The following is an 18,023-nucleotide window of genomic DNA, read 5'->3' as shown; positions in this document are numbered from 1 at the left end:
CAAGAGTGTTCCGCCAGGCCGAAAATCTCCAGCCATCATGGCGGTCAGGGGAGTTTTCACCAGGGGGGAACGTCTTGCTGTGCGTCCATTTCACGACCGATGACCTCGTGCGCACGACCGTTGCGCCGACCGCCGACCCGTTGTGGGAGGTGGTGCTCGCCGGCTGCCGACTGCGCGATCGCGTTCACCCGCCTCTGTTCCGCGGCTGGGTGAACGCGGTGCGGAAGCGGTTCGACCGCCGCGACCCAGCGCCGCACCTGCTGCACGTGCTCGCGCCAGTGCCGGACTTGCTCACGCCGCCGGAGTCGGCCGACGGATTGGAGGCGGGGCTGGAGGCGTTGCGTGCGACACCGCCCCACCGGTTGACGGCGGAGTTGGAGCGGCTGAGACCGCTACCGGCGTGGGTCGACCCGTTGTTGGACGGGGCGCGTGGGCCGACCGTGCTCGCGGAAGTGCTGCGGCACCTGCACTCGGTGCTCGTCGAGCCGCACGCCGAGGTGGTCCGGGAGAGCGTCAACGCCGACCGCGCCCGCCGCGCCCGCGACCTCGTGGACGCCGGCGTGCACGGCCTGCTCGCAGGCCTGCGCCCGCACGCCCGGTGGAACGGCTCGGTGCTGGAGGTCGACTTCCCGCAGCACCGGGACCTGCGCCTGCGCGGCCGAGGACTGCGCCTGGTGCCCTCGTACTTCGGCCGCCTGCCGGGCACGTTCACCGATCCCGATCTGCCGCCGGTGCTCGTGTACCCGATCCTGGACGCCGACCGGTGGACCGGAACCGCGCCGAGCGGGCTGGACGAACTGCTCGGCACGACCCGCCACGCCGTGCTGGAGTGCGCCCGCATCGGCGCAGGCACCATCGAACTTGCTCGCCGCGTCGGCACGTCGCCCGCGTCGGTCAGCCGACATACCGGCGTGCTGCGCGGCGCAGGCCTGCTCCGGACGACCCGGCACGGCGCACGGACCGTGCACTCGCTGACCACACTGGGAGAGGCCCTGGTGAACGGACGCGTGCCGGCGGCCGAGGGGTGATGGATCGCAACGACCGGAGTCCTAAGTAGAGCGGTGATCGGTCACATGAAGATCTTCACCAGCACATCGTGTCCGTCGTCATCACGCACCACGACCTGACGACCCGCCTTCAACTCGCCGGCGATGAACTCGTAGAGCTGGATCGCGCGGTTGACGATGTCGACCTTCTTGAGCCCAGTGTCGTCCTGAAGTTTGACGAGGGCCTTCGCGCTCTCCTTGACCAGGGCGATGTTCACGCGGGCCACCACCGCAGGCTCCCCTACGGCCTCCGATTCCTTCGACGGTGTAATAACCGCGCTCCCTTCACGACTCCCAGCGCAGTTTTGCGGCCAGGTCCCATCATCGTCGCAGATGACACACTTCAATACCATCTTCTGACACAGAAAATGTGTGAAAAGTGTTGCTCGCACATATCGGGCGTGCCAGACTTTCCCTGGTGGGGCCACCATGACAACGGCTGCCCCACCACCAAGGCGACCTGATCACCAAACCGAGAGAGGAACGGGAGAGTGACATGACAACTCGCCTTATCACCCACATACGCGGTGATCCAGCGGAGCGGCCGACACATCCACCTGGAGGTCGGTCACTTCTCTGAATCACAGGCGGCAGCCCGTCCATCTGCCGCATAACCGGCGCTCGGGCGTGGATTCCACCCATCGGGGGAGATGGGCTCAACGCCCGCCGTCGGACCCGCAGTCCCAACCGGGGTCTGCGAGGTCCGCGAACAGAGGAGACCGGACTTGGACATTCCGGAGCAGGACGGCGACGACTCGATCTTCGCCGGGTTGGAATCGGTCGGGGACGAGCGTCCCACGTCCGAGGCGCGGTTGCGCATCGAGAAGGGAGAGCTGACGGTGGACGTTTCAGTGCCGTCGAGCCACGCCTCCCAGTTCCTCGAGGCGGCGACCGCCGCGCTGCTGGTCATCGGCGCGCTTGTAGCGCCGATGTTGACGTTGACGGCTGCGCCCGAAGGACTTCCGCACTGGGCGACAGTCGTGATGATCACCGTTCAGCTCGGGATTCTCATCTGGGTGAGCGTCAACATCTTCACGGGACAGGCTGTTCTACGACGCCGCCCGACCGGCTGAGGCGGGAAGATCCACAGGGGCGCCTTGCGAGGCGCCCCTTTTCTCCGCCCATGGGTGTCGCGAGCGCGTCGCCGCAGGTGCCAGCCGTTGACGGTGCGGCGCAGAGGGGGAAACGCTGGATAGCATCGAGCCATGACCGCTACGGACAGGCCGATCACCCGACTGCTCCGCGGCCTCCCGTCGCTCGCGGGCCCGCTCCCGGCGTTCGACCCCGACACCGCGCCGGACGACCCCGACGCCCTTTTCGAGGACTGGCTGCGCGACGCCGTCGACGCGGGCGTCATCGAACCGCACGCGATGACACTGTCCACAGTGGACCCCGCCGGTCGGCCATCCGCGCGAGTGCTGATCCTGAAGAACCTGAGCGGCGGGCTCTGGCAGTTCGCCTCGGGCTCGGCCAGTCGCAAGGGCAAGGAACTGGCCGACACCCCGTGGGCCGCGCTCACGTTCTACTGGCCCGTGCTCGGGCGGCAGGTGCGTGTTCGGGGGGCGGTGGTCGTGGCGAACGCGGAGAACAGCGCGCGGGACTACCTGGGTCGGTCACCCAGTGCCCGAGCGGCAGCCCTGCTCGGGCGGCAGAGCGAGGTCCTGCACGACCCGCGCGAACGGGACCTCCGGCTCGCCGAAGCGGCCGAGCTGATCCGACGGGATCCGGCTCTCGTCGCCCCGGAGTGGACGCTGTACGGCGTGCGTGCCGACGAAGTCGAGTTCTGGCAGGGCGACCACCACCGCAACCACGTCCGACTCCGCTACACCGCCACCGGCGAATCCTGGACGACCGATCCGCTGTGGCCGTAACCCGGTTCCGCCGGTCGTAGCCGCGCGGTCGGGCACGACTCGGAGGCGTGCAGATTGACCAGGTCATGCACGGACCCATCATTCCACTGCCCTGAATGGCCGGGGGATTCCTGCCTCCGCGCCCTGTTTTCCCGTTTGACCTACCCGTCGCCCACCGCCGCCTTGCCAAAAGCCTGCCACAAATATTTACATCGGCTCAGAAGACATCCCCCGGAGTATTCGCCTGAAATTCACCACCCGGCTCCAGCCGGTGACATCCTCCACCACCGGAACAGGTGCACGACCAATGGCAAATGTGAATACTCCGCGAACACCCACGGATCCCCTGATGCCCTATTGAACTACCCGGCACGAACACACCACGATGGATCCGTATTCGCCTCGTCGACAACCGGTCGCACCAAGGAAGAGGAACTCTATGGCGCGGGCACGAGATACCGGACCACTGGACGCGCGAATCCGCTTCGGGATATTCGGCCCGACGGAAGCTTTTCTGAACGACGTGGAAATACCGTTGCCCGCCGCTCAGCAACGCACGATCCTGGCCGGTCTGCTGCTCTACAACAACCGGGTGGTCTCGATCGACCGGATCGCCTGGTTCCTGTGGGGTGAGGACCTGCCGCCCAGCGCCGTGCCGACGATCCGGACCTACGTGATGCGTCTGCGCCGCACGCTGGGTCCGCGGGTGGCGGAGCGGATCACCACCAGGGCGCCGGGTTACATGATGAGCGTGGGTCCCGGCGAGAGTGATCTGGCGACGTTCTTCGACCTGCACGGCCGGGCGGCGACGTTGGCGGCGGGCGGGCGGTTGGCGGACGCGTCGTCGGCGTTGTCCTCGGCGTTGGCGTTGTGGCGTGACGCGCCGTTGTTGGACGTGCCGTCGCCGACGTTGCAGGACATCGAGGTGCCGCCGCTGCTGGAGTTGCGGATGCAGACGTTGGAGTGGTGGATCGACCTGGAGTTGCAGCTCGGCAGGCACGCGCAGTTGGTGCCGGAGTTGTCGCACCTGGTGCGGGCGCATCCGTTGCGGGAGTCGTTGACCGCGCAGTTGATGTTGGCGTTGCACGGGGCGGGTCGGCAGTCCGACGCGTTGGCGGCGTTCCTGCACATCCGGAAGATGCTGATCGACCAGCTCGGCAGCGAGCCGGGTGAGGAGTTGCGCCACGCGCAGCGGCACGTCCTGCGCACCACCACCGGTCCCGAGCAGAGGCAGAGCCGCACGTCCATCCTGGCCAACCACCTGGAGAACAGGTGGCGGCTGATCGGCTCGCCCAGCTTCGGCTGACGGCCCTGGCCTGCGTGCTGCCCGCACACCAAAGCGGGGGTGCCCCTGATCTGTCTCAGGGGCACCCCCGCAATCGCGCTCCACGCCGTCGAAGACCTGATCCACCACGACTAGGACCAGGCGGGCGGCTCAGGTGCGGGCCGGGGGACGCGTGACGTCGACCGCGGCCAGGTCGCTGTTCCCCTGGATGAGCGTGGTCACCCGCTCGAGGAACTCGTTGCGCGTCACCAAGCCGTCCCGGTCGGAGTCGACGGCGTTGAAGTTGGCCTCGGCGTCGGTGTCCGAGATCCCCAGGGTGGCGTTGATGGATCCCCACTCGGCACGGCTGATCTTGTTGTCGTTGTCGGTGTCCGCCGAGTCGAACAGGGTCATGTGGAGGGCGACGGTGGATTCGAACACCGTGTCGTAATCGGCGCCGGCGATGAACTCGTCCTTGGTCACGACGCCGTCGGAATCGGCGTCCAGTGCGGACAGCGCCTTCCAGAGGGCGGCGGCCTTGTCGGTGGCCCGGCCACCCGCCTTGGCCCCGAACGATTCCAGGTCCGCGCGGTCGATCCCACCGCTGCGATTGCCGTCGAGAAGTGTGAACAGTCGAATCAAACTGTCTTGCGACATGGCGCACCTTTCCCCTGGATCCGAACACCGGCAGCATCGACCACCCGGTGGGCGGCTGCCATCGCGCAAGTCGTCCGATAGCAGCCGTCATCGAAGCTAACACGCGACCGAAACAATGAAACTAGCCCTTTAGAGGGAAGCGGGACGCCGATCGAGAACACGCGGTTGGAATCTGCTACACCGACAGGAATTCACCTCGATCGGCCCTGGTTTCACAATACTTACCGCAGATCCGTACCATGACCCGAGTTCTCTCGGTCCGCATTTTTCGGGACCATGACCCACTACAAAATACTGGGAATTTCCCAGTATTCCCACCGCCGTCCGGGCACAAAAGTTACCATTCGAAACGACCGATATCGACGCACCGGACGAGACGACCGCGAGGGGGCCGAGTGGAACGGGACGGCGAAGCGACCATCTCCAACCTGATCGAGGGAACCGTGGTCGGTCCCAGCGTCCTGGCAGGCGTGATCCACGGTGACGTGCACTTCCACGACGCCGCGCCCGCGGCGGCCGCGGCACTCCACCCCGCACCCGAGAGCTGGACCGAACTCCCCGTCCTGCCCGCCGAGGTGGCGTCCCTGCTGCGCGCCCAGGTGGCGGCGGCGCAGGAGTCGCCCTACCGGCTGCCAGGGGCTCGACGCCCCGCGCTGGCCGAGGTCTACGTGCGGCAGGACCTCGGTGGCTGGGCGGAGGAGCCGCGCGCCGAACCATCCAGGCCCACCCCGATCCTGGACGGGCACGGCCAACTGCTGGAGGCGCCCACCCCACCCGTGACGCGCGTGGCCGTCCGACCACCGGTGCGGACCGTGCGGGAAGCGTTGGACGGCGACGACCACCTGGTCGTCACGGGCGGTGCCGGGCACGGCAAGTCCACGCTGTCGCTGCGGCTGGCCGCCGACATCGCGGCCCGCTGGACGTCCGGTGGTGCCGAGCCGCTCACCGAACCCGTGGTGCCCCTCCGCCTCAGCGCGCGGGAGTTGGCCGTACGACTGGACATCCCCTTCCCCGAGGCCCTGGCCGAGAGCGCGCGGGCCGAGTACGGCGCCCTCCTGCACGCCCCCGTGACGGCCGCCGCGCTGAGCGACCGGGTCGTGGGCTGCCGCTGGCTGCTGCTGGTGGACGGCTTGGACGAGGTGGCCGACTCCGACGACCGGGACCGGCTAGTGCAGGTGCTGGCGTCGTGCGCCTCGGCGTCGCCCTACCGGGTCGTGCTCACCACGCGGCCGATCGAAGGCGCCGCCATCGCCCCGCTGCACCGCGTCGGGACGATGCGCTACGAACTCCAGCCGTTCAACCGCGAGGCCCTGCACCGGTTCGCCCTCAACTGGTTCGCTGAGGAAGGCCCGGATCCGGCTGACCGGTTCGTGCGCCAGATCCGCGCGGCCCACCTGGACGAACTGGTGTGCGTGCCGCTGCTGGCCACGATCGCGGCGATCGTCTTCCAGCGGCACGCCGACCAGCCGTTGCCGGACAACCAGTACGAGTTGTACGAGGCGTACCTGGCCCTGCTCCTCGAACGGGCCCGCACGCGGCCGAGCCCGTTCGCCCAGCACCGCGACCAACTCCTGGAGCACCTCGGCCGAGTGCGGGTGGAGACCGACACTTCCCTGGTCGCTGCCGCACGCGACTGGACGCACGTCACCGTCCCCGAGCACTGCCTGACCGCGGGGTGGGCCGAGGAGCTGACCGCGTTCCTGGTGTCGACCGGACTCCTGGTCGTCCGCGGTGAGGATCTCCAGTTCCTGCACCACAGCTTCGCCGAGCACCTGGCCGCCACCGCCGAGGCGAAGGACCTCCCCGCGACGTTCACGCCCGACGCCTTCGTGCGCCTGCTGCACGCGGCGCGGATCAAGGAGGCGGGCAGCTACGCCAGAACCGTGATCCTGCACCACACCCACCTGAGGCAGGGCGAAGCGGACCCGCTGCTGCGCTGGCTCCGAGCGGGCGACGCAGAACAACACCTCCTCGCGGCCCGCCTGCTCGCCAAGCGGATGCCCGCGGGCCCACAGGCCGTGGACGCCTTCCTGGACACCGTGCGCGGCTGGGCCATGACCACCCAGTACGTCGTCACCGACATGCTCGCCCAGACCAGTCGTGCAACTCAGCACCCAGGCCTGACCGAGTGGCTGGCGACGCTGATGCGCGACGAGGCCGCACCGTGGGAGTCCCGGACGGAAGCGGCCACGGCGTTGGCGGTGCGAATCCGCCAGGCACACGCGCGCGAAGCGATCACGTTCCTGACCGCCGTGGTCGACGACGCGGACAAGTCGGTCGCGGTCCGGTTGGCGGCGGCCGAGGCGTTGTCCGAAACCGGCTCAAGCGAACGGGACACAGCCGAACGCGGCTTGCGTTCCGTACTCCGCGACCCCTACGCCTCCGGCCCCGACCTCCGCACAGCCGCCGTGATCCTCGCCGCCTTCGGTCCCGACGCCCGGCGGACCGCTGTCGAGACGTTGCTCGGTCTGGTGGACGACAGGACGATTCCCCCGACTGTGGCGGTCGACGCCGCGACGGGCTTGATCGAGATCGGTGTCGAGTTCCATGCTCGAGCCGCTGAGATGTTCAGCGCGGTACTGCATGACAAGGGGTACGACGCTGGCGCATGGGAAAACGCTGCGCTCGGAATGGCGCAACTCGGACCGGAGAAGACCAGCGAAGCGGCCGCGGCGCTGAAATCGATAATCGAAGACGCCAGGCGACAGTTCCTTGAACGCCTCGTGGCCGCGGAAGCACTCGGAATTCTCGGTCCCGACTACCGCATAACTGCCGGAGAGCTACTACTTTCCACTATTTCCAAGCCGGGCACCATTACCCACGAACGCCAGTTCTTCGTGAGTCAGCTAGCAAACTTCGGTCCCGCATTTCGTGACCATGCAGAATTCGAACTTCGCACCATCATCAGGGATCCAGAAGCGACAATCAACAGCGTTCACACGGCGACCAAAGCGCTTGCGAAACTGAGCCCGAAGCATTCCACCGAAGCGGCCGAACACCTATTGGACCTACTGGCCGAAGTCCAGCTCGGTGCACCCGTGCGCATCTCGATCCTCGGAAGCCTCCTCGACCTGGGAGATCCGTACCGATCATCCGCCCTGCACCAGCTCTGCAACCTCATGGCCGACCTAGGTGAGATCCCAAGGAACCGCGTCCAGGCCGCGACCCGGCTCAGCCACAGTGGACCGGAACTCCACCCCAAGGTCATCTCGCAACTGCTCGACGTCATCGCGGCATGTCCTGATCAAGAAGCGACGCTGGAAGCTTGGGACCAGTTGGTGAGACTTGACGCCCGATTCCACGATGACGCTTTCATGACCCTCCTTGACCAGGCTCGGTTTTACCACACACGTCAATACCCTTGGCCATCCCCCATCAAACGGTTCATGTCGTCGGACACCGAGCGGAACCAGATCGCCGAAACCATGCTCCAGTTGGCAGGTGACCCTACCCAGTCGCAACGATCCCGACAGAACGCACTGCGCTGCGTGATCGAGTTGGGCTCCCAATTCCATCCTCGCGCGGTAGCCCAAACGTGCGAGCTGTTCCGCTCCGCCTCGACCCCAGGGTTCGAATTCCAATACGTCGTGACCATATTTACAGACGTTGGCGTTGGCCTTCGCGAGGAGATCGCACGCGTTCTTCTCGAACTACTTGGCGATTTCAGGGCGAACGCATTGCGCGTGGAAAACGTCATCAGCGGACTGGAGCGCTTGGGCTTCGCACATGCCCCAGAGGTGCGGGCGGCAGTGGACGTGCTCGCCAGGGATGGATCCGCAACATCGGCGACCCGACTTTGGGCGATAAACATGCAACCTGAAGTCGCCCCCGAGCGCTTGGCAGAGATCACCTTCGATGATGATGTCCCCTGGACGAAGTGGCGTGAGGCTGTCCTCCAACTCGCTGGTCTCGGTGCCGACGTTGTGCCCAGGCTGCGTTTCCTCCTCGCTGACCACGACACCAGTCAGCAGGGACGAGCAACAGCCGCGTGGTTGGTGTGCAAGTTGCGACCAGGGGACCGCCAGGCGCTCGACGAACTGCGGCAACACGCCCATGACACCCACTTATGGCTCACCCGCCGTAGTGACGCCCACCAAGCCCTGGCCGAGTCTGGCACAGCCAACCGGGATGCCCCCGTGGTATATCACCGCCAGATTGCGGAAGACGAGCGGCAGTCTGTCTCCCTCCGAAGCTGGGCTGCGGGCAAACTCACACTCCTGGATCGCCCTAGTAACAAGAAGACGTTGGCAGTGCTCCGTCGACTCGCCGAAGACCAGGAAAATACGGTGGCCGACCGCGTAGCCGCGACCGCCTGGCTCGCATTCCTGAGTGCAGTGCGCACCGAGCCGATACCTCTCCTGACAGCATCCGCCGCGCGGCAGGCCACAGGCGGCGACCTGCAAACGCTCATGCACCAACTGCCTCGCAAGCTTCGCACTGAAGTCGAACGGGATCTGCTCGATGATCACGCAAAGTCGATCGCCGAACGGGTACCGCGACAAGACAGATGGAACGACCTGCCCTTGGCGGCCGAGGCGGAGGCCGCGATTCGCGAGGTGTTGACCGCGCCGGAAACGTCGCGCCGAGAACGAGTTGCCGCTGCGGCGGCCCTGGCCGACCTGTCGATCCACCTGATGCCAGAAGCCCTGCGACTGCTGGAGGACATGGCCAACGACGGGTCGTACGAGTTCCGGGCACGAGTGGCTTTGACCAAGCTCGGGCATGCCCAGTGGTCCCGTGTGCTCGAAGAGGCGAAGCTCGTTGTGCTCGACGACGCGCAACCGGTGCGGCAGCGGTTGGCGGCGGCCCGTTTGGTCGACAAGGTGGCCACAGCACAGCCCGCCTGGACAGCCGGTTTGATGCGCACGGTCCTCGCCGACCCCCGGTCGTCGGATCGAGACCGGGTGGACGCGTTGTTCCGGCTGCGGAGAATTAATGGCCTCGGGCCGCTGAGGAAAGTCCTGGAGGACGAGCGATCGTCATCCGTGGCGAGGTGGCGGGCGGCCGAGAAGTTGAACGACTTTCGACCCGAGGACCGGGTGACGGCGGCGCGGGTCCTGGCGGTGATCGCGGCCGATCCCAGGGCCCTACCCGCGATGCGTTGGCGCGTCACGCGAGACCTGGCGGACTACGGAGAAGCCGGACGCGAGAAGGCACTCGAACTGCTGCGGGCGATGATGGAGGACACGGAGTTTCCTGTGTCGGCCCGGACGGATGCCGCTCATGTGCTGATCAAAATCGCGCCGATGACTCGACAGCAAGCACTGACAGTCCTCTATGGACTATTGACAGTCGGCAAACCGTTGCAAAACAGAAAGATCCTCCTCACCATCGGCGAGCTGGAGCCGACCTGGGCCGCCCTGCGGCTGATGGCCATGGCCCAGGACGACCGACTGGGCGCCATCACCCGCATCCGATGTGCCGACGCGGCGGCAACGTTGCGACAAGCGTGTCGTGAAGAAGCGGCCGTGGTCGCACGGGAGATCGCCTGGGACGAGAAGGTCGCTCGGCACGTTCGGCGGCGGGCGGCCGGTCACCTTGCGCGGTGGAGCCTGGTGTGCAGGCAGGAAGCCCGCGAAGTGGTCCGAGCACTGTCAGGCTGAGGCGCGGACGTCCTGGTGTCGGCCTGCGGCGGCCGGCACCAGGAACGTCATCGGTGTCAGGGAATCCTGCGCTTGAGCTCGTTCCGGGCGTTTCGGAGGTCCTGCTCGGTCATCCTGGGGTAGACGGCGACCAGCTTCTCCACGGGAACGGTGAACACCTCGTCGACGTTGGCGGTGTAGCTCTTGCCGTTCTTCTCGGCGCGCACGACGAGCGCCCTCACCTTGCCCTTGTCCACGCTGTGCTCCTCGACCAGCACGACCACCTCGTGCTTGCCGTTGGTCGCGCTGAAGTCGTTGCGGCTGAAGTCGCAGTGGTACACCACGCCTTCGTAAACCGCGTGAAGGTTCGTCGTCATGTTCTCCGGGTCCTCGTCTCTCTCGGGGACTCCCAAACTAGGCAGCCTGCGTGGCGATACCGCCATTCGTGCAGAATTCGACCGCAATCCACTCGTCCAGCGGCTGTCCGGGCCGTCGGCGGATCCCAGAGGATCGCGGCATGGCATCGACCCGACACCAGCGCGGCCGCCTGACCTCGATCGCCGACGACGACGCCGGAGGGCCCGTCACCAGGGTGGACAACAAGGCAGCTATTAGCTGGCTGCTCACCCTGCACCGCCTCTACGCGCCGGACCGGGCGTTGCGCACGCTGGAGGGACTGGCTTCGGCGTTGAAGACCTCGGCCGTGCCGGGGGTCTCCCCCACCACGGTGTCGCGGTGGGAGAACAGGCGCACCAGGATGTCGCTGGCCGCCATCAGGCGCTTCGAGGAGTTGGTCGGCCTGTCGGCCGGGCAACTCGACGCCGTCGTGACAAGCCTGGAAGGAGGCATCCCGCCGAGGTGGCACCTCCCGGTGAACGCGTCCGCCGTGCTGGAGAAGTTCCTGGGAGGGGCCGTCATCACCGCTGTCGAGTGGGTCGACTTCGTTCGCGGGCTGCCGCGCTCCCGGCTGCGGTTGTCCACCTCGCAGTGGTACCCGATCGTCCACCGGCTGCTGGCCGAGATGGCGATCTCGATCAGGTGGCGGTACCTGCTGCGGCTGTCCGCCCTCGAACACCTGCACCGGTACGCGCGCGCCGACGAGGCCCTCTTCCGGGCCATCTCCGACTTCACGGCCGATCCCGCCTGCCAGGTGGTCGTAGACCCCGTCGCCCTGCTCGCCGGGAACCGGCGACCAGCCGTCACCGCGAAACTGCTGACCATGCTGGCCTCGCCCGCCACCGAACTGGAGCTGCGGGGCGCGCTCATCGCCTGGACCACCCGACTGCCGTGGGACGACCAGCACCGGAACCACGTCGCCGCCGTCGCGTGCGGCCACCTGCTCGCCGACTCCTCCTCGGTCCCGCTCCGCGAAACGGCCGCCGACCTGCTGGCCACCATCCCCCGCGGCCTGCTCGAACCCGAGGTCCGCCGGGCGTTGGACACGAGCGACCACGGCCACCGCGCGACCATCACCCACCGCCTCAGCCCGTCCTTCACCGCGTACCTGCCGGAGGCGGAACGCCTGCTGGACGCGGTGACCGTGGCGCAGACCGAGCGCCACGACGACGATCCCCTGGTGGGCCGGTTGATCCGGCAGTCGCTGTTCAGCACGGACACCGACACGCGGGTCTACGGGGCGAACGTCCTGAACAGCTCGCCGTTCCGCGACACCATCGCCGACGCGCTGGACCGACTGCTGGCCGATCCGGCCCGCGACTCCGACCCGGCGACGAGCGCCGCGCTGGTGGACCTGCTCGGGAGCCTCGGCTCGGAACGGCACCGGGCGACCCTGGAGGCGCTCATGAGCGCGCAGAGCACCCCGTCGCACCTGACCGCCGGGGCTGCGTTCGCACTGGCCCACCTTCCGGGCACGACCGAGCTGAGCACCTGGCGGCGCGTGCTCGACGGGAACAAGCCGCGCAGCGACTGGCAGATCGACGTCGAGCACCGCGCCGTGCTCTACGCGGTCGGCATGAACCAGGACCGCGCCGGTCTGCACTACCTGCGCACGAGCACCTCGACGTCGTCGGACGTGGCGCGTCGGGCGCACTGGTGGCTCCGCCTGCCCGACGCCGTCATGGCCAGCGCGCGCTGGTAGCGCGGCCGTAGACCTAGATGCCCGCGAGGACGGTGGGGTCGCCTTCGGTCCAGGCGTTGTCGACGGTGACGTGCCTGATGACCCACACGTCACCCTGCCGGGCCAGGTCGACGTCGTACCTGTTGGTCATCAGGACGTGGCGCGAGTGGTCCTCCCGCGGCAGGTGCTGGCACGCCATGATGCCTTCGAGGTGCGCCGTGTCGCCGTCGAGGCTGACCCGCGGGTTGCTCAACGAGTGCGTGGTGTCCAGGCGGCTGAGCGAGCCCAGCAGCGCCGTGGCGATGGTCCCCCCGCCCTTGATCGGCGGGTACTCCTGGCCCGCCTTCTTCGTGGCCGGACCGAAGTCGGCCACCGCGTCGTCCGCGAAGGCGGAGGCGAGCAGGTCCTCGTCACGCAGGTCGAGGCCCGCGGCGTAGCGGTAGAGGGTCTCCACGACCGCGAGCTTGTCCTCGGTCGCGGTGGGGGCGGTGGTGCTGTCGGTGGTCGACATGGCGCGTCCTCGGGTGGCAGGTCGTTGTCCCCACTCACCGTAGACCTCTAATTGACAGGTGTCGAATAGTGGTAGGCTCAGTGCGTCCGGTCCGAAGTGGATCGAGCGGTGACGACGATCGACTTGGCGCGCAAGCGATTCGCGTCACGTTCGGGAGGTGTGCGTTCGTGGTTGGCGACCAGTCCTCAGCCGTGGAGGCGGATCCGCGCTTCACCCGCTCACGACGGGCGATCTCCGACGCGCTGGCCGATCTGGTGCGGCGAACGGAGTCGTGCCCTTCGGTCTCCGCGCTCGCCGAAGCCGCGGGCATCCACCGCGCCACGTTCTACAACCACTTCGACTCCGTCGAGGAGGCCGCGGTGCACGTGATCGCGGAGGACTTCCGCGCCCTCCACGACCTGAACATCAGCGACCGGCGGAAGGGCGCGGACCCGACCGCCGTGGCCGTGGCGACGCTGAACGCCATGCTCGACTCCCTCCGGCAGCGCCGGAGCCTCTTCCTGGTGGCCTCGACCTGGCGGTCGCCGAGCGGGCTGATGGGCATCGGCGACCTCCTCCTGGAGCAGCTCCACGCCCTTCGGCGCGACCTCGGCGTCGACGAACAGGGGTCCGACTCCGTTGAGGACGTCTACACGGCCTCCGGCGTGCACGGGGTCTTCTCCGCCGCCGTCGGCGGCACCGCGGACTGCGATCAAGAGGAGATCGCCGTCCGCCTGTACGCCCTCCTGCCCGACTGGATCCGCCACCCACCCGAGTCGACGAAACCCTGAGCCCGCACGCTTTTCCCGCGTCGACGGCGGGCGTCCGAGTCCGGGTGATCTTCGAATATTTCGCGACTCGGCGGTCTTGTGCTCCGATGTGCGCGCAGGGTCGGTGCGGCCACGGAGCCGGGGGTGGGCGAGCATGCGGGTGTCCGCGAGCAGGTGCGAGGAACTGCTGATCAAGGAGATTTCCGGGACCGCCAAAGAGGAATCGACGCGGAAGCTGCTCGCCGCCGACTCGTCCTCCCGTGTTCGCGGCGCGGTCGTGCTCCTCCAGAACGTCCTCGACCACATCGCCAACCTGGAGTCGAGCCTCGGCGAGGACGCCTTCGGCAGGGGCGTGGACGCCGCGTTGAGCAGGTTCGCCGCGGTACCGGACGACGGGAAGGTGTCGATCCGCGGGCTGCTCGCCCTGGTGAAGCTCAACGCCTCGCTGTTGAAGAGGAGGTTCGACGCGAGGTCTCCCGTGGTCGCGATCGGTACGGGCGAGGCCGACCGGATCGACGGCTACGACCGGGAGTGCCGCAAGCTCTTCGCGGACGTTCCCGCCGTCCGGAGGGCGATCAGGGAGGTGTACGGCTCGACCAAGGCGAACGCGGAGTTCCGGCGGTGGTGGGACCGCGTCGACTTCGAGGGGGTCGAGTACCTCAAGGCCGGGACCACCTCGTTCATCCTGAAGGCGAACTCCAAGGATCGACCGGCGACCTCGCGGTCGTCCATCGTCGTCAAGTGCGTCCTGTTCCCCTGGAACAAGATGTTCGCCGTCGCGCAGGCCACCGCGAACTACGCCGACACCTACGGCGGGCACAACACCTCGAAGATCGTCGTCCAGCCGATGGTCTCCACGGAGCAGTGCATCCTCATGCCCTACCAACCCGGCCGGACGCTCCGGGAAGACCTGTGGCACTTCGAGCAGCAGCCGCGCACCGACCACGAACGACTGGTCAAGGCGCGGGAGGTGGCGCGCCACCTCGTCGCCTCCCTGCACAGGCTGGCGGACAAGGGCGAGGTGACCTCGAACCTCCCGCAGCGGCAACACCTCGACCTCTCGCCCAACAACGTGATCATCGACCCGGAAACCGGCGAGATGCACTTCATCGACCTCGGCCGCAACCACCTCTACAGCAGGCAGGTCGGCATCGCCGAGCACGACGACTCCGTCTACGTCGCCCCCGAGGTGAAGAACCGGGACAAGGAGACGACCTACGCCGACGCCTACTCCCTCGGCGTGATCCTGGCGGAGACGATCTGCGGCTACCCGCCGCGGTCCGGCCAACTCCCCGTGCGGGTCTGGCAGCTCAGCCCGCAACTGGGGACCCTGCTGCAAAACCTGATCGAATGGCGATCGGACCTGCGGCTGTTCTCCTTCGCCAGGACGCCGTTCTCGTTCGAACGGCTCGGCAAGCACATCGACGACCAGTTCGCCCTGGCGCTCAAGGAGGGCACCGCGAGCAAGAACGCGCTGGCGCGGGCGTGGACGGTGTTCGCCCCGTCGTCGCGGGAGGTCTGGACCCAGGTCACGCTGTGGCGGGGCGCCCGCCACCTGCATTCCACCGTCCGGTTCAGCAACTACCTGCTGTTCTTCTCCGTCATCTCCAGCGCTTGCTGGTGGTTCGTCGTGGCCAAGGCGGCCCCGTTCAAGCTCGACGACGTGCTGGCGTTCGAGGTGGACCTCCCGTCGAGCGAGCTCGAGTGGGCGGCGAAGATCGTCGCGCTGAGCCAGGGGCTGGTGGCGGCGAAGTTCTACCAGACGATCCTGGGCCGGGTCACCGCCCGCGGAACGGGCGGCGCCACCACGTTTCTCGTCGAACTGCTGATCCGACTGATGGCCGTGATCGCCCTGCCCACCACGGTGATAGCGCTCTTCTGGCGGCACGACCTGTGGGCGTGGTGCCTCGCGGGCGGGGCGCTGGCCGTCGCGCTGGCCAACCTGATGACGCTGGTGTTCGCGCGGCGGATGCTGCGCACCGCTGACGACCTGTTCCCGAAGGGGTCGGCCGACGCGAACTTCTCGACGCACGGGTTCGAGCAGTGGTGGTGGACGATGCTGCTGTACGCCTGCCTCATCGCCATCATCGCCCTGGGCCTGGACATGGGCTGGCTGCACGACACCGGCGCGTACGTGTTCGGGTTGACCCTGATCAGCATCGGCATCCACTACACCGCCAAGTGCATCGGCGCCGGGTTCGCCATCCGCGGCGAACTGGCGCGCGCCTTCTTCATGGGCGAGAGGAGCAGGGCGAAGGAACTCCTGGACGGCGGCGAGTCACCTCCCCTTCATCAGCAGCTTCACGACGAGGCTGGTGCGGCTCATGCCCGACCGTGACTCGACCGGCGCGCCGGGGCCGCGCACCGGTGACATGCCGTCGAGCCTGCGGTTCCGCTTGCCGTCGGCCTCGGTGGCGAACATCGCGACGGCGGTCGCGGTGATGCCGTCGCTGCCCACCGACCACGTCCACTGACCGCCGTCGTCCACGGCGCTGTCCATGAACCCGCCCGGCAGCGCGGCCTGCCCGACGCCGACCGGGTCGTCCTCGGGGGCAGGAGCCCGCCACACGACCTGCCCGTCCTTCCGGACCTCCGCCACGTGGTGGGGTTGCCGGTAGGTGGTGCCGAGGGAGGCGAACGCGGCGGCGGCCCGCATCGGGGTCGTCGCCAGGTCGCCGGGCCCCGGCGGTTCGCCGTCGTCACGGGCGTCGAAGATCTTCTTGTCCTCCAACGACGTCGCCGCCCCGTCGCCCCTGGCGAACGCCTGGTCGAACTTCCACAGCGTGTCGCCGAGCGAGCCGATCGGGCCGCTGGCCTGGAAGGCGTCGTTGAAGCTCTGCTCCAGGTAGCCGGGGCCGCCGTGGAAGCCGACGATCGCGCCGGTGGCGACGTCGACCGACGCGACGGCCAGGTGGACGTCCCGGTCCTCTGGCCGTGCCGGGTCCAGGTTCGCCAGCCCCTGGGCCACGGCGTCGCGCACGGCGGTCATCCGCTCCGGCCGGTAGGTCGTCACGACGGTGTAGCCGCCCCTGGCCAGCATCGCGGCGTCCGGCACGGTCGGGTCCTGCTCGTGCAGGCCGTTGAGGAACTGGGTCGCCGCGTCGGCCGCGTAGCCGTTGACGCCGGACAGCTCGTTCGGCTCGTGGCGGATCGGTTCCGGGAACGCCAGGCCCGTGCGCTTCCCCCGGTCGAGCCAGCCCTCCTCGACCATGCCGTCCAGGACGTAGTCCCACCGTTCCCGCAACGCCTTCGCGGCCTCGGGGTCGTCCGGCGCGGTCGCGTAGTAGTACGGGGCCTGGATGATCGCGGCCAGGTAGGCGGCTCGCGCCGGATCGTCGACTTCCTTGACGGGCACACCGAAGTACGCGCGCGCCGCCGCTTCGATCCCGTACGTGCCGCGGGCGAAGAACGCGGTGTTGAGGTAGTCCCGCAGGACGGTGTCCTTGGGGGTCTCGTTGGCGATCTTGATCGACACCAGGACCTCCTCCGCCTTGCGGCGGAAGGTCTGCTCCTGGGTGAGGTAGTAGTTCTTCACGTACTGCTGGGTGATCGTCGACCCGCCCTGGAGCGCGCCGCCGTCGCCGGTGATGTTGTTCTTCACCGCCCGCAGCAGGCCCGTGACGGAGACCCCCGGATCGCTGTAGAACGAGCGGTCCTCGGCCGCGAGCACCGCGTCGCGCACGACCGCCGGGATCTCGTCGAACTCGACGGGCTGGCGGTTCACGCCGACGTGGGTGATGCGCGAGCCGTCGGACCAGGTGAAGATCGTCGCTTCACGGGTGGCGAAGTCGTTGGGCTCCGGGATCTCCACCACCGACAGGGCCATCGCGAACGCCGCGCCCGCGAGGCCGACGACCAGGACGAACAGGCCCACCACCAGCTTCGGTGACGGGAGGAACCGCCGCACGCCCCTGCGTCCGGTGGTTCTGTGCCGCGCTTCACCGGATCGGGTGGTCTTCGGGACGTCGTCCGCGACGAGACCACCGCCGTCACCATCGGCTGCCGGGGTTCCGCTGTCGTTGCTCATCACCGGTGACACTCGCCGGGGAACTCCGGAGTTGCATCACCCGCGCCGACGTCGGCGGACGACGCGGACATCTGTTCCAATCTGGTGTACGACCAGCCAGGAGGTGTTGGCCCGCTTCACCGGCCGGGACGACGCCCGCGCGCCTGGACGCGCTCCTCGAAGGGATGATCATGCACGCACTGCCGGCCACCCGGCCCCGGTCGCTCGCGGCGACCCGAGCCGCGACAGCCAAGACCGTCGACCAGGGCGGCCCGTGGGAT

Annotated in this window: 13 protein-coding genes; 8 read left to right on the top strand and 5 right to left on the bottom strand. The window is 68.0% G+C overall.

The genetic code is table 11. The annotated features are described in order from the left end of the window. Positions 1 to 107 precede the first annotated feature (107 nt). Positions 108 to 1,028 (top strand): ArsR/SmtB family transcription factor, encoded by a 921-nt coding sequence (locus NZH93_RS41315; RefSeq protein WP_259628784.1) that lies wholly within the window; start codon positions 108 to 110, stop codon positions 1,026 to 1,028. 41 nt (positions 1,029 to 1,069) lie between these two features. Here the strand turns inward: NZH93_RS41315 and NZH93_RS41310 are convergent, their stop codons facing one another. Further along, positions 1,070 to 1,264 carry a hypothetical protein gene (locus NZH93_RS41310; RefSeq protein ID WP_259628783.1) on the bottom strand — a complete coding sequence of 65 codons (195 nt, stop codon included), beginning with the start codon at positions 1,262 to 1,264 and terminating at the stop codon, positions 1,070 to 1,072. Between the two features lie 507 nt (positions 1,265 to 1,771). Between NZH93_RS41310 and NZH93_RS41305 the strand changes: the two genes are divergently transcribed. The 3 genes from NZH93_RS41305 (at position 1,772) to NZH93_RS41295 (ending at position 4,202) form a co-directional block, all read left to right on the top strand. Continuing rightward, positions 1,772 to 2,119: a hypothetical protein gene (locus NZH93_RS41305; protein WP_259628782.1), complete on the top strand. Its 348-nt coding sequence runs from the start codon at positions 1,772 to 1,774 to the stop codon at positions 2,117 to 2,119. Positions 2,120 to 2,251: 132 nt separating this feature from the next. Then, positions 2,252 to 2,917 carry a pyridoxine/pyridoxamine 5'-phosphate oxidase gene (locus tag NZH93_RS41300; protein ID WP_259628781.1) on the top strand — a complete coding sequence of 222 codons (666 nt, stop codon included), beginning with the start codon at positions 2,252 to 2,254 and terminating at the stop codon, positions 2,915 to 2,917. 502 nt (positions 2,918 to 3,419) lie between these two features. After that, on the top strand, positions 3,420 to 4,202 hold the full coding sequence (locus tag NZH93_RS41295; RefSeq protein ID WP_259628780.1) for an AfsR/SARP family transcriptional regulator: 783 nt from the start codon (positions 3,420 to 3,422) through the stop codon (positions 4,200 to 4,202). Positions 4,203 to 4,331: 129 nt separating this feature from the next. Here the strand turns inward: NZH93_RS41295 and NZH93_RS41290 are convergent, their stop codons facing one another. Further along, positions 4,332 to 4,817 carry an EF-hand domain-containing protein gene (locus NZH93_RS41290; RefSeq protein WP_259628779.1) on the bottom strand — a complete coding sequence of 162 codons (486 nt, stop codon included), beginning with the start codon at positions 4,815 to 4,817 and terminating at the stop codon, positions 4,332 to 4,334. 395 nt (positions 4,818 to 5,212) lie between these two features. Here NZH93_RS41290 and NZH93_RS41285 point away from each other — a divergent pair, with 395 nt between their 5' ends. Next, the gene (locus NZH93_RS41285; RefSeq protein WP_259628778.1) at positions 5,213 to 10,420 is read left to right on the top strand and encodes an NACHT domain-containing protein; all 5,208 of its coding nucleotides are present in this window, start codon (positions 5,213 to 5,215) and stop codon (positions 10,418 to 10,420) included. Positions 10,421 to 10,476: 56 nt separating this feature from the next. Here the strand turns inward: NZH93_RS41285 and NZH93_RS41280 are convergent, their stop codons facing one another. Continuing rightward, positions 10,477 to 10,776 carry a hypothetical protein gene (locus tag NZH93_RS41280; RefSeq protein WP_259628777.1) on the bottom strand — a complete coding sequence of 100 codons (300 nt, stop codon included), beginning with the start codon at positions 10,774 to 10,776 and terminating at the stop codon, positions 10,477 to 10,479. Between the two features lie 140 nt (positions 10,777 to 10,916). On the opposite strand from NZH93_RS41280, the gene NZH93_RS41275 reads away from it, so the two are divergent. Further along, positions 10,917 to 12,497, top strand: a complete 1,581-nt coding sequence (locus tag NZH93_RS41275) for a hypothetical protein (protein ID WP_259628776.1) — start codon at positions 10,917 to 10,919, stop codon at positions 12,495 to 12,497. Positions 12,498 to 12,510: 13 nt separating this feature from the next. Here the strand turns inward: NZH93_RS41275 and NZH93_RS41270 are convergent, their stop codons facing one another. Further along, a complete protein-coding gene (locus NZH93_RS41270; RefSeq protein WP_259628775.1) occupies positions 12,511 to 12,987 on the bottom strand; it encodes a nuclear transport factor 2 family protein in 477 nt (158 codons plus the stop codon). A 167-nt stretch (positions 12,988 to 13,154) separates the two neighbouring features. Here NZH93_RS41270 and NZH93_RS41265 point away from each other — a divergent pair, with 167 nt between their 5' ends. Together NZH93_RS41265 and NZH93_RS41260 are read left to right on the top strand one after the other, a co-directional pair. Next, positions 13,155 to 13,757, top strand: coding sequence for a TetR/AcrR family transcriptional regulator (locus NZH93_RS41265; protein WP_259628774.1), 603 nt, complete (start codon positions 13,155 to 13,157; stop codon positions 13,755 to 13,757). Between the two features lie 133 nt (positions 13,758 to 13,890). Further along, on the top strand, positions 13,891 to 16,074 hold the full coding sequence (locus NZH93_RS41260) for a protein kinase domain-containing protein (protein WP_259628773.1): 2,184 nt from the start codon (positions 13,891 to 13,893) through the stop codon (positions 16,072 to 16,074). Here NZH93_RS41260 and NZH93_RS41255 read toward each other — a convergent pair. Beyond that, positions 16,015 to 17,763, bottom strand: a complete 1,749-nt coding sequence (locus tag NZH93_RS41255) for a transglycosylase domain-containing protein (protein WP_259628772.1) — start codon at positions 17,761 to 17,763, stop codon at positions 16,015 to 16,017. The genes NZH93_RS41260 and NZH93_RS41255 overlap by 60 nt on opposite strands. Positions 17,764 to 18,023 lie beyond the last annotated feature (260 nt).

It is taken from the genome of Umezawaea endophytica, from assembly GCF_025061645.1.
In the GTDB taxonomy this organism is placed as follows: domain Bacteria; phylum Actinomycetota; class Actinomycetes; order Mycobacteriales; family Pseudonocardiaceae; genus Umezawaea; species Umezawaea endophytica.
The sequence above is the reverse complement of the archived record's forward strand: the minus strand, read 5'-3'. Positions and strand labels throughout refer to the sequence as shown.

Coding starts and splice junctions, on each gene's coding strand:
- NZH93_RS41300 (WP_259628781.1), top strand. CDS start 2,252: ATGACCGCTACGGACAGGCCGATCACCCGACTGCTCCGCGGCCTCCCG.
- NZH93_RS41290 (WP_259628779.1), bottom strand. CDS start 4,817: ATGTCGCAAGACAGTTTGATTCGACTGTTCACACTTCTCGACGGCAAT.
- NZH93_RS41280 (WP_259628777.1), bottom strand. CDS start 10,776: ATGACGACGAACCTTCACGCGGTTTACGAAGGCGTGGTGTACCACTGC.
- NZH93_RS41275 (WP_259628776.1), top strand. CDS start 10,917: ATGGCATCGACCCGACACCAGCGCGGCCGCCTGACCTCGATCGCCGAC.
- NZH93_RS41270 (WP_259628775.1), bottom strand. CDS start 12,987: ATGTCGACCACCGACAGCACCACCGCCCCCACCGCGACCGAGGACAAG.
- NZH93_RS41260 (WP_259628773.1), top strand. CDS start 13,891: ATGCGGGTGTCCGCGAGCAGGTGCGAGGAACTGCTGATCAAGGAGATT.
- NZH93_RS41255 (WP_259628772.1), bottom strand. CDS start 17,763: ATGAGCAACGACAGCGGAACCCCGGCAGCCGATGGTGACGGCGGTGGT.